This window comes from Thermoanaerobacterales bacterium (assembly GCA_030019475.1).
Taxonomy (GTDB): Bacteria; Bacillota; Desulfotomaculia; order Desulfotomaculales; family JASEER01; genus JASEER01.
On sequence record JASEER010000050.1, the window covers coordinates 1 to 11,993 of the forward strand.

At 60.8% G+C, this 11,993-nt stretch carries 10 protein-coding genes; 1 reads left to right on the forward strand and 9 read right to left on the reverse strand.

Annotated elements, in window-relative coordinates; genetic code table 11:
• Nucleotides 1-167: 167 nt before the first annotated feature.
• The 9 genes from QMC81_10620 to QMC81_10660 form a co-directional block, all read right to left on the reverse strand.
• Nucleotides 168-500: a hypothetical protein gene (locus QMC81_10620; GenBank protein ID MDI6907919.1), complete on the reverse strand. Its 333-nt coding sequence runs from the start codon at nt 498-500 to the stop codon at nt 168-170.
• A gap of 259 nt (nt 501-759) precedes the next feature.
• Nucleotides 760-1,299, reverse strand: coding sequence for an IS21-like element helper ATPase IstB (gene istB, locus QMC81_10625; protein MDI6907920.1), 540 nt, complete (start codon nt 1,297-1,299; stop codon nt 760-762).
• A 1,190-nt stretch (nt 1,300-2,489) separates the two neighbouring features.
• A complete protein-coding gene (locus QMC81_10630) occupies nt 2,490-2,669 on the reverse strand; it encodes a hypothetical protein (GenBank protein MDI6907921.1) in 180 nt (59 codons plus the stop codon).
• 24 nt (nt 2,670-2,693) lie between these two features.
• Complete coding sequence (locus QMC81_10635) at nt 2,694-3,506, reverse strand: type II secretion system F family protein (protein ID MDI6907922.1); 813 nt, start codon at nt 3,504-3,506, stop codon at nt 2,694-2,696.
• A 13-nt stretch (nt 3,507-3,519) separates the two neighbouring features.
• The gene (locus tag QMC81_10640) at nt 3,520-4,440 is read right to left on the reverse strand and encodes a type II secretion system F family protein (protein MDI6907923.1); all 921 of its coding nucleotides are present in this window, start codon (nt 4,438-4,440) and stop codon (nt 3,520-3,522) included.
• Between the two features lie 259 nt (nt 4,441-4,699).
• The gene (locus QMC81_10645) at nt 4,700-6,049 is read right to left on the reverse strand and encodes a CpaF family protein (protein ID MDI6907924.1); all 1,350 of its coding nucleotides are present in this window, start codon (nt 6,047-6,049) and stop codon (nt 4,700-4,702) included.
• A gap of 2 nt (nt 6,050-6,051) precedes the next feature.
• Nucleotides 6,052-7,368, reverse strand: coding sequence for a response regulator (locus QMC81_10650; GenBank protein MDI6907925.1), 1,317 nt, complete (start codon nt 7,366-7,368; stop codon nt 6,052-6,054).
• Nucleotides 7,369-7,373: 5 nt separating this feature from the next.
• A complete protein-coding gene (locus QMC81_10655; GenBank protein MDI6907926.1) occupies nt 7,374-8,117 on the reverse strand; it encodes an SAF domain-containing protein in 744 nt (247 codons plus the stop codon).
• The gene (locus tag QMC81_10660; protein MDI6907927.1) at nt 8,110-10,092 is read right to left on the reverse strand and encodes a GGDEF domain-containing protein; all 1,983 of its coding nucleotides are present in this window, start codon (nt 10,090-10,092) and stop codon (nt 8,110-8,112) included. Before QMC81_10660 ends, QMC81_10655 begins: the two co-directional genes overlap by 8 nt.
• A 166-nt stretch (nt 10,093-10,258) precedes the next feature.
• Here QMC81_10660 and QMC81_10665 point away from each other — a divergent pair, with 166 nt between their 5' ends.
• Nucleotides 10,259-11,731, forward strand: coding sequence for an ABC transporter substrate-binding protein (locus tag QMC81_10665; GenBank protein ID MDI6907928.1), 1,473 nt, complete (start codon nt 10,259-10,261; stop codon nt 11,729-11,731).
• Nucleotides 11,732-11,993 lie beyond the last annotated feature (262 nt).

Consider the following 11,993-nt stretch of genomic DNA (forward strand, 5'->3'; position numbering starts at 1 on the left):
GTGTTCCGGTAGGCGTTAAGACCCAATTCCCGTAATAGGAGGCACCTGTTGCCCAGTTCCGTCGGGAATTCGGCGATGTCCGCGACGCGCACGACGCATAGCTCCGGTCTTTGGACCACCCTTCAGCCCTCCGTTCCGCTCTCTTTCCCTGAACGGATTCTATACGGCTAATCCAACCCCTTCCAGCCCAGCACCTTGCGCCGCACGGCTTCCAGGGCGGCCTTGGTCTCCGGGGAGTATTCCGCGTAGGGCAAGACCTGGTCCCTGGAGACGATGCCTTCGAAGTACCTCCTCCAGTCGCAGTTCTGCTCGAAGAGCCGCATCTTGCAGCCAGGGTATCTTGCGGCCATTTCCTGCACTGCGTCAACAATCCCGCTGCCCCAGCGCCCTCCGATAGGGCGAAGGATTACGTCCCCCTCCGGGGTCAAGACCGCCAGGAGCGCGAAGGTGCCCCGCTCAACCAGACTTTTGACGGCATCCAAGACCTGTTCTCCGTCCACCGACAACACCTCCGAAAAAGCAAAACGCCGGGGATCCCCGGCGTCTGTGAGACGAAAATCAGGAGGGCAACGAAAGCGCGATCAGGGTCAACAGGACCATAGCGTTGAAGAAAGCGGCCAGAAAGACCAACTGGTCAAATAGCCACAAAAGCTCGGGAGAAAAGCCGCTTTGCATAATCATCCCCTTCCCAGGGTGTCAACGCCGACTTACTTTTGGCCCACTGGCGCCGGTTGGGAATTGGTCCACCCGGCGAGCAAGCTATGGCTTGGACTGATCGGCGTTAACCACCTCCGGTCTGGGGTGAGGTCCAAACAGAGCGGCCCGTTTCTTCTCCCGCAGGCGGTAGCTCTCCCCGCGGATGTTCAGGACGTGGCTGTGGTGCAGGAGCCGGTCCAGGACCGCCGTGGCAATCACCGCATCACCCAACACCTCACCCCATTCGGCAAAACCCTTGTTCGACGTCAGAATGATGCTGCCACGCTCGTATCTGGCCGAGATCAGGGCGAAGAGCGCCGTGGCTGCCTGGCGGTCGTAGGGCCAGACCCCGAACTCATCAATAATCAGGACCTTCGGGGCCAGGTAGACCCGCATCCTTCTGTCCAGCCGGTGTTCCGCTTGGGCGCGGCGCAGGTCTTCCAGCAGGTCGTGGGCCCGGACAAAGTAGACGCCGTAGCCCTGTTCAATCGCCCTGACCCCCAGGGCCACCGCCAGGTGGGTTTTGCCCACCCCCGGCGGGCCCAGAAGCAGGATGTTCGCCGCATCGGCGACGAAGGTCAAGGTAGCGAGTTCCCTTACCAGACGTTAAGCGCGTTCATCCTATATTCCTCCATTGCCCCCCTACTAAGTGCCATCCCTCTATCATCGCAGCAACTCTTTTATGACTTCTTTTTCCTTAGAATTATACTCTGCTCGTTCCGATAGGTAGATGGCCCCGGCAATTGCAGCGGACAGCAGTAACAAAACCGTCCACAAAGCTGTAGCAACGCCCCGCCAGTATGCGGCCCTGGTGGTACTCAAGGTGTCGTCCAGGATGGGTGAGGACATCCCGCTCATTAGCATTAGCTCGCGTGTGTGCTTATTAACATTGTTGGTGCGTATAGCTTCTAGGGATACCAGCGCCTTGCTAACCCGTGTTGGAGATTCAAGACGAAGCACGAGCCATTGAGTACCGCTCCAACGGTCACGCCACACCAGAGCCGGAACGTATGTGTTTGCATCGTCCAAGCCATACCACCAAGCATTAACTGTCGTGCTCGCTGGTAATCTAACCGGAGACGGCACCTCGTCAGCCCACCGAAACATACCTGTAATGAGAAGAACCACACAGACCACTAGGGGAGCGATCCACCGTCGTCGCACGGGGTAATGCAGTCGCATTGTCTCTTCTAGGAGAGAATACCCCTGTTCACCGTAACGCTGGACAAATAGATATTCTGCCGTTATGGGGGCAAACAGAGCAGACCGGGCACTTGCTACCTGTTTGTTAAAGCGTTCCCGACGATCCCACTTGGCACCAGCCCAAGCTCCCCAGCCGGTTAAGGTAATAAAGGCAAGCCATATGACTACACCCCACCAGGGAATTCGCAGTGGGTCACCCATCACATACACGCAAAATATAGAATTACAAATAAACCCTAGAAGCAAGCCAATGAACACCAGAAGTGACGCTGCCAGCAAACAGTCTTTCCACCTACTCACTCAAACCCACCCCCTTCTCAGTCCTTCTCTTCCCGGGTTCGAGACAGTATTTCTTCAAGATGGATTTCATTTCCTACCGAGTTTTCCGGGCGCCGAAGGGGAGAGGGGGAAAGCCAGCTTGTCATAAGCATAATACCAATCACGAAAGACCGTGGCAAAAGAATACCCATTGCGTCCTTCTCTAGGCGAAGGCCATCTCAAAAAAGACAACCCGGCCCTGAACCGGTCCTCCGCCTGTCTAGAAGCGCCCAAAAAAAGCGAAAGGCCGGGCGTCTGCCCGGCCCAGTGTTCTATGGAAGCGTTAATGTCCCAAGCGTCCCTGAATATCCGAAAAGACGTTGCCGATGCTTACCCCGAGGGCCTGGGTGACCCCCCCACACGGCAAGCAGGATCAAAACGCCGAGGGCCGCCCACTCCAGGATGGTCAGGCCGCGCTGTTCGCGCAGCACGGCGACGAGCTTTTTCAGCAAGTGTTTTCCCTCCTTAATGTCGTATTAGTGTCGCAGCACCTGGCCGATCTGGCGCAGGGCCGGATACAGAAACAAGGCCAGCAACGCGGGCACCGTGAAGAACAGCATCGGAACGAGCATCTTGACGGTCTGTTCTCTCACCTTCTTTTCAGCGTTATGTTGACGGATGGTGCGCACCTGCTCCGCGAAGTCCCGGACGGCCACCGCTACCGGAGAGCCGTAGAACTCGGCCTGGGTGATCTTCTGCACAAGCTGGGTCAGTTCCGCGACGCCGCAGCGGTCGGCAAGATTCTGGAGCGCCCGGGCGCGGCGGATGCCTAAAGACATCTCGTGCAGGGCGTACTCGATCTCCTCCCCGATGACGCCGCCCATCCGCCTGCCTACTTGGACCAAAGCTCCCTGCAAGTCGCCGCCGCCGGCGTCCAGCACGGTCGCCAGCAGGACCGCGAAATCGGGCACCCGCCGGGAGATCTCCTCCTGCCTTTTGCGCATTTTCTGCCCAAGCCAGACGTCGGGCAGGATGTAGCCCAGGACGGCCAGCAAGACGAAGGGCGCGCTAGTTTTGCCCCCCAGAGCGCTCAGGGCGGCCAGCCCGCCCATCCCCAGGGCGGCGATCAGCTTGATCCCCAGAAGGTCGGTGGCCCGCATGTCTTTCAGCCCCGCCCACGTCAAGCGCCGCTGGGTTTCCAAGCGTACCGCGTCCGGAAAAACGATGCTCGCCAAGGGGGCGAACAGGGCCACCACTTGCCCGCCGGTGATGCCCCTGGGCGGCGCCAGACGGGGAGCCAGGAGGACCAGGAGCACGGAGCAGAACACCAGGATTCCAATGACGGTCACCCCATCACCTCCTTTACAGCTCGAGCCGCATCATTGATCTAACAACCAGCCAGCCGGCCACGATCATCCCCGAGGCGATCCCGAACACCGCAAGGCCGGTTCCGGAGTGGAACAGGGGCGCCATATACTCCGGAGAGAGGAACCGGAACAGGAGAATGGTGCCGAAGGGCAGGACGAGAAGCACATTGGCCGACATGCTGCCTTCGGTCATCAGGGCCTTCGCATGGGCCTTGAAAGTCTCGCGGTCGCGCATCTCCTGCGCCAACCGCGGGTAGACCCCGGCGATGTCGCCCCCCGTTTCGGCGCAGAGCGTCGTGGCCACGGTGATAAGGCGCAGGTCGCTGGACTTCACGCGCTTGTCCAGTTCCTCCAGGGCATCGGCCAGAGTATATCCGGCGTTGTGCACCTGGCCGACGACGTAGCCCAGGACTTCCTGTGCCGGGGAAGGGGCGTTGAGCGCCGCCTGCTCCCAGGCCTGGGGCAGGTTCGCGCCGGCCTTGAGCGCCGCGGCCATCTGGTCAAGGGATCCCTGCAACTGCTGGTCGAAGAGCCTGCGCCGGGCCTCGACGCGCCAGCCGGACCACGCACGGGGACCGATGAAGGCGGCCCCCAAACCGATTACCGCGAGGTCGGCGCGCCCGGTCAGGGCGTGCACGAAGACAAACCCCAGAGCGGCGGAAAGACCGGCGATGATGAGCTTGTGCTCGCTGGACAACGAAAGGCCCGCCGTAATCAGATCGACGGGCTCTTCCTTAGTAGGCCGAACGGGTTTGGCCCGTTCCGAATGCCGCACGTAAAACCAGTTATTCTCGCGCTTGCGTTGCCGCCAGCCGAAGGACAGCAACAAAACTACAACAGCGATCAGCAGGCCGGCGATCATAACAATCACGGCGTGGAGACCCCCGAATTCATTCGGGGGAGGAAACGCCGCCATTCACCTCCCATATTGGATAACACGTAGACATACGTCACTTAGATGACCTCCTCTACGCTGGAGTTATTGCGCCCGTCGCCCATGTTGAAAGGGTTTGTCTTGTCCGGGACACCGCCCCTACCCCGCAGGGCTTTTAATCCCGAACCACAGTTGCCCGGAACTCGGGCTATATTCCGGGGTGTGATGGCCCTCTCAACGTAGCCCGTTAAGCCGGGCTTGGGCTAGTCAACCCGGGGCTTGCGGAAATCCTGCAAGCCCCCTACTTCAGTAGGGGGTGGTTGACAGCCCGGGTGAACGGGTGCGGGGCGCGCACCCACGTTTCCCCGTTCCATTGATAGATCGGCCGGGTGGCCACCGCCGGGCCGGAGGGCCTTTCCTCCACGCCGACGGTCTCGACAATGTGGTCGATTCTTCTCCTGCCCGTCCGGTCTTTGACGATATGAACCACCAGGTCCACCGCCGAGGCGATCATCCCGACCACGGCGTTCGGGGGCAGCCCCATCTCGGCCATGAGGACCATGTTGACGAGGCGGGTGTTCAGCATGTCGTCCGCGCTATTGGCGTGGCAGGTGGACAGCGACCCGTCGTGGCCGGTGTTCATGGCCTGCAACATGTCGAAGGCTTCCCCCTGGCGGCACTCGCCCACGATGATTCTCTTCGGGGCCATCCGCAGGGCGTCGGCCACCAGCATCCTCTGGGTGATCTCGCCTTTGCCCTCGACGTTCGGGGGCCGCGCCTCAAGCCGGCGGACGTTCGGGTGCTGCAGTTGCAGTTCGGCCGGGTCTTCAATAGTAATGATGCTCTCATCCTCGGGGATGAAGGACGCCAGGACATTGAGCGCCGCCGTCTTGCCGGACCCGGTGCCGCCCGACAGGAAGATGTTCAGGCGCGCCCGCACGCAGGCCGCCAGGAAGTCCAAGATCTCCCGGTTGAGTGTGCCGTTCTGAAGCATCATCTCCGGGGTGATGTCCTGCCTGAAGCGCCGGACGGTAAAGGTCACGCCGTCAACGGCGCACGGGGCGATATGGGCCATCAACCGGGAGCCGTCCGGAAGCCGCGCCGAAACCCGCGGGGAAGCAAGGTCGATCCGCCGCCCCGTGGGGGCCAGCATCTTCTCCAGAACGTCGCGGACGTGCTGGACGCTCCTGAAGCTCAACGGCCGTCCCTGACCGTCTTTGGCGAGATGCGTCTTCCCGCCGCGTTCGATATGGATACTGTTCGGGCCGTTGACGATGATCTCCGTGACATCCGCGGCGTCCGGCCCTGTAAAGAACGGCTCCAGGGGGCCGTAGCCGAGGATGTCGTCCACGATCTCCTTCACGATGCCGATGATCGTCGGCTTGGGCAGGTGTGCAAGCCTCCCCTCGACGATCTCGTTGACCACCCGCCCGACTTTTTGCCGCGTAACCGGGGAGAGGCGGTCCGCAAGTTCCCCCACCGCAAAGGACTCCTGCACCTTTTTCTGGGCCTCGGGGAGGACTTCTTGCAGGAAAACCTCCCGGTTGAATTTCTCCGGAGCGTTACCCTTTTGGTCATAACCCTCTTCAAGCTGGTTAAGACGATTTAGGAGACCCGACGTTTTGGGCCTCGGCTGGTTCCCACCGAACACGCTTACCCCTCCTTCGCCGCCACGCGCCGGAACAGACCGCCAAACAAGCTCTTCTTACCCTTGATGTCCGCCCCGTGTTCGAGAAACAACGGGGTGAAATGGTTCCAGATGCGCTTTATGGCCGCCGTGTATTCTCCTGCGGGATTGCTCAACACGTAAGGAATGCCTCTCTGGACGCCCTGGGAGACGGCGGGATCGTAAGGCAGCCGCTCGATAAAGGGGATGCCCACGACCCTAAACCGGGCCTCGAAGTCCCCCGGCTCGATGAGCGCCGGGTCGCCGGCGCGGTTGAGGACCGCGTAGAGTTTGTTGTCGCACCGGAGCTTCGCGGCGATCCTCTGGAGGTGCGCTATGTCCTGCAGGTCCTGGGCATCCGGCTTCATGGCCACGACCACGCGGTCCGCCGCCTCGATGGTCGCCCAGGTCGCGTCGTCCATCACGGAGGGCGGCACGTCGCATATCACAAGCGAGAAGTGCTGTCTTAGAATCCCGATCACCTTTTTGACCAGGGTTTCGGTCACTTCCGGATGACGCTCCGGCGTAGGCACGGCGGGAACGACACACAACCCGGAAGGCCGATGGATGACCAACAGGTCGTCAATCTCTTCCCGCGGCGGCTGGTCGGGAAGGTAAGCCCACGAGAGAATACTGCGTGGAGCCAGCATCTCCAGGTCGCCGAGGTTTAACTGAATGTGGGCGTTGCCCGATTCGTTGAAGTCCACCAGAGCCACGCTGAGTTTGCCGAAGCTGGCCAGGGCCGCCGCCGCGCAGGCCATGTTGACGCTGATGGTCGTCTTGCCGGATCCCCCCTTGGAGCCCGAGGTGACGGCGACCACCATCTGCCTGACGGCCCGCGCCTGGACGGTCTCGTGCGGGCTCTGCGCGAAAGGCCCGCGGCCCGGCGCGCGTTCGGGGAGGGCGTTGGCCCTCTCCTGGACTTCTTTCCGCGCGGTGTCCACCCATTTTTCAATCAGCCCGGCAATCTCAGCCGGGGGCAGGCGCTTGTCGAGCACCTCGCGGACGCCCATCGCCAGCGCCTGTTGCACCAGCCCCTGCCAGGGGTTATCCGATACTAGCAGGGTCACGGTGCCCGGAGACGCGCGGGATATCTGCTGCGCGGCGTCAAGCCCTGACATATCGATAAGACCCTGGGCGACCAGGGCCACATCCGGCGCGCCCCTCTGCGCCTTGGCGATGGCGTCCTGGCCGCTGGTCGCGAGATAAGCCACGTGCAGGCGCGGGTGCCCGGTCATCCCCCGGGCCAGGTAGTCCCGGTAGTCGGTGTTGTCGTCGCAAATCAAAACGCGGATGAGATCCAAGGCCATCAGCCCCCTATCCCGAACACCTGCCCGACCGTCACCGGGGCCCCGGTGCTGGGGGCAGCGTCGGCGTTCAACACAGCTACAACGTTTCCTTTGGCTACCGACAGCGCGACGGCCCGGGCCAGCTCCTCTTTGACGGCCACCACGATCTGGGCCTCCCGGGCGGCGGGGTCCTTGGGGTCTATCTGCGGCACGAAAATGACCGGCGCCGCCTGGACCAGCACCCGGCTCATCGTTTCCGAACCGCCGCCCCCGATCGGCACATCCACGACGCCGATCAAGTCAACCTTGTCTCCGACCTCGACGTTGAGACCGCGGGTGGCATCGGGAGGAAGGGCGACGGCACGATAATCCGGTCCCAGCAGGGACGCCCGGGCGGCCAGGATGCCGCCGCCGGTCTTCAGTTCGGCGACATGCGCCCGGCGCAGGACGTCCCCCTGCGCCACCTCGGCCGCCAGGCGGTAGCGATTCCCAATTTCAGCGGGCGAGAGCGCGTCCTTGGGGACGGCAGCCTTCACAATAGTTGTGGTCTTCACCGTATCAGGGCCGATCCTGTCCCCCGGCGACAGGGGTTTGGCGGCCACCACGACGGCCTGCGAGGGGGCTATGCCGCTCAACGTCTTCACGACAACGAGAGCGGCCACCAGAGCGAGGGCGACCGCTGCCAGAAAGTAACCGTTTGAACTCCGTTTGGGGCCGGGACTGGCAACAGCCACATCCGCCTTTCGTCCAAACAGCTTACGCAACGATTCTTACCTCCTTTAACTTTTCAAGAATAAAACCGGCGGCCTCCTCGATGCCCCCGAACACGCCGGCCACCGGCAGTCCGGGGAGGTTTGCTTCACGGCCCAAGTAAAGGGCCGCCCCTCGCCCGTGAAACGGCTGGTAGAACTCCCAGGCGTCCACGATGTCGTTCGTGACGGAGCGGCCGTCCACGAGCAGGAGCTTTTCGCCGGGGGCTTCCAACTCGGGATCGCTTCCGGCATCGACCAGGATGACATCGGCCATCTGGCGGGCGTCGTGAAGCACGTCCTTTAACGGGTCGCCGTAGCCAATCGGGGGCATCGCGCTCTTGCCGTCCAGGGCAAAGACGTATTTGTCCCTGGCGTACCTTAGCAGCGTGCTCTTATAGCGCCAGTCGCACCGCCAGAGGATGTCCGGCGGGATCCCCAGCCGCACGGCCAGCGAGGGGCGCTTGAAGCAGGCGTCTATAACCGCCACGCTGTCGAGTCGTTCCGCCAGCGCAATGACCAGATCGGTCGTCCCGGCCTCGTGCCACGGGGAGGAGATCACCAGGACGGGCATTTGCGGGATCCACGGATATATGGTACGGGCGGGCTTCGGGGAGGCGGAGGCGTGCCCTACCGCCGGCCTGGCCGGTTTGTGCGCTGGCTCAACACTGCCGGACAGCGGATTCTCCTTATGACCGGCGACCACCACTTGGTTCCGGCCCGCCTTCTTGGCCTCATAAAGAGCCTCGTCGGCCGCCTTTACAGGATCTACGCCCAGCGCCCAGGCCGCCACCCCCGCCGACAGGGTGGACGATATCTCCGCGCCTTCGTAAGACACGGGGGTCTTGGCCCACTGGCGGCAAAGTCTTTCGGCGACGGCGGCGGCTTCTTCCACGGTGGTGCGCGGGAGCCCAAGAATGAACTCCTCGCCCCCGTACCGGGCCACGATATCGCCCGCCCGAACGCCGGACAGCAGGTGGCGGCCGAACTCCCGCAGGACTTGGTCTCCCGCTTGATGCCCGTACTCGTCGTTGAGGCGTTTGAAGCGGTCAAGGTCCACCATTATGACGGCAAATCCAGGCCCTCCGCCTTCGGCGCGGGCGACCTGCTCCGCGTACCAGGCATCCCAAAAGCCGCGGGTGTGGCAATTGGTCAGGGGGTCGGTGACGGCCTTGTTCCAGAGGGCATTGATGCGGTTATACAGACCCCGCGCCTCGGCCAGCACTTCCGGCGTGATTTTCTCAACGCACCGGTCGGCCCCGGCGTCAAGGTACTCCTTGCCGGCCGCGCCAACAACGATCAACGGTATATGTTTAATGTCCCGCCGGATCGCCCCAACTCTTTTCGCGCCCAGCGAAGCGGGCACAAAAACCGCCTGGGATTCGGCCCCTGAACAGTCGTCCAGGGGGATCAGGCCGTTGGGCGTCAGGACAAGAGGAGCGGTCAGGCGTTCGCCCCGTAGCCTTGTCAGCCACGCCCGGCCCCACGGAACCCCTGGCAGGATAGCCGGCTTCTTCTCTTTCTCTCCACCATTTTGGACAGTCACATCCCCGGGGCTTCCCCCGGCCTTGATTTCGATGTCGTAGTCGGCGAAGCTCTTGGGGTTTTCGATGAAGCTCTTCAAGTCTTCCAGCGACACGCTGTCCACGCGATGGATGTCGTAGATCCCGAGCTTGGCGATGCTGTGCACGAGAGAGTCGTCCGCTGAGGCGGAAAGAATAACGATCACCCTACTGCGCGGGCAAGCGCGGCGAAGTTTTTGAAGCTGGGCGACCAGGGCCGCGCCATGGTTCACGCTGTCGTGGACCACTCCCGACGCCAGGGCCTTGCCGAGAACCAAGAACACGTCCGGGAAGGCGTCCGGAGACAGGTTGGTGACGGCGGCGACGGCGGCTTCGAGGGTCCGGTCCTGACCGGCGATTTCGTATAAGCCGGCCAGGTGTTCGGCAAGCTTGTCGGAGTGTTCGCCAAAGACGATGTACAGGCGCATTCAAGACCACCTCAAAAAAGAAAAGCCGGGGGTTGCCCGGCCAAGATGTTTATACAGCTTTAAGCGTTTTGGACACCCGCTTCAGTTCGCGGCATGCAGTCTTCTTGTCCTTTCCGGAAGGATAAAGCAAGTATGCCAAGAAATAACGCATATGGAGGTGTGTTCGATGAGGAGAATGCTGCCTTCGCTTATGGTTTTTGTTTTGGTTCTCACTCTTACCGGAATCGCGTGGGCCAGTCCCCGAGTAGTGGTGGATAATCAAGAACTTCCGGTATCCGCAGTAGTTGAGGGTGGGCGAACACTTGTTCCTCTGCGCGCCATATTCGAGGCCCTTGGAGCCGAGGTGAATTACGATGGTGCCACAGGTGTTATCGTCGCAACCAGGGGAGATACGCAAGTCAAGCTCACTTTAGGACAGTCCTCCGCCGCCAAAAACGGTCAGGCCGTCACGCTTGACGTACCCGCCAAGGCGATTTCCGGCCGCACCCTTGTTCCCCTCCGTTTCGTTTCCGAGGCCCTGGGGGCAGAAGTAAGATGGGACGCACAGGCAAATGCAGTCTACATTTCGTCGTTACCATCGTCTGAGAAGGTTATCAAGATCGGGTTCATCGGTCCTTTAAGCGGGGATGTAAGCTCTTTTGGTGAGGCGGTTAAGCAGGGATTCGACTTAGCTCTTGAAGAGGCAAATTACCAGGCAGGCGAATTCAGGATTGAGGCGGTCGTTGCCGATGACTGCGCCAATGCCACGACGGCGGTCAACGTTGCAACAAAAATGATTAACCGGGATGGAGTCGCCGCCATAGTCGGATCGGTAACGTCAAACTGCAGCGTACCCATTAGTGAGGTTGCGCAGGAAGCCGGCGTGGTTATGATCTCTCCTACCGCGACATCGCCCTGGGTTACTGTGGATGTCACCCGCAAGGATTACATCTTCCGAGCGCCCTTTATAGATGCTTATCAGGGTGCCGTAGGAGCAAAATTCGCCCTGGATACTCTTAAAACCAGGACCGCCGCAGTGTTATACGATAAGGACAATCCATACTCTGTGAGTCTCAGTGATGGGTTTATCGGCACCTTCACGAAGAATGGCGGAGAAGTTGTTGTCTGCGAATCGCATTCGCCAGGAGATAGGGACTTCAGAAAAACGCTCCAACAGATTGCAGGGTCAAATGCGGGCGTGGTATTCCTTGCCGACTACTACACGATGGCAAACGTCATCGCTAACCAAGCCAGGGAACTCGGAATCGATACGGTGTTTCTCGGCGGGGACGGTTGGGATTCTATATACCTTGACTTCGAGGTTCTTAACGGTCATTACTTTGTAGCTCACTACAGCGGCGATGACCCGAGACCAGAAGTACGGGAGTGGCTAGACAAGTTTAACGAGCGGTACGGTACATACCCTGATTCTTTCTCCACACTGGGCTATGACGCTACCAAAATGCTGCTAAAGGCTATAGCGGATGCACGATCTGCGGACCCTGCGAGGATTAGAGATGCAATGCAAAATCTAAAGGATTTCCCTGCGGTCACCGGTAAAACGTCATTTGACCCCCTGGGAAACCCATTGAAGCCCGCCGTAGTGTTGCAGGTTCAACGAGACGGAACCTATAAGTATGTGGATACGGTGATGCCTTGAGATCGTAGTTATACGCACCCTTGAAAAAGCAGAACTGCCCCAGAAGACTGTTCTGCTTTTGCGTTAGTTGGATATGCAAGGAATGTCTCTACCGCCTACGACGTACGGTTCGCTTATGGCGGCGGCTCTCTAATGGCTACTTTAGGCATAGATGCCACTTCCTCTCCAGTCGCAACGGCCAGGAAGATCCGACCCGCACACGACCCGGTAATCAAGGCCGTACTTCTGGAGCAAAGATTCGGCCAGCCTCTTGCAACCCACC

Coding starts and splice junctions, on each gene's coding strand:
- QMC81_10660 (MDI6907927.1), bottom strand. CDS start 10,092: ATGCGCCTGTACATCGTCTTTGGCGAACACTCCGACAAGCTTGCCGAA.
- QMC81_10665 (MDI6907928.1), top strand. CDS start 10,259: ATGAGGAGAATGCTGCCTTCGCTTATGGTTTTTGTTTTGGTTCTCACT.
- QMC81_10640 (MDI6907923.1), bottom strand. CDS start 4,440: ATGGCGGCGTTTCCTCCCCCGAATGAATTCGGGGGTCTCCACGCCGTG.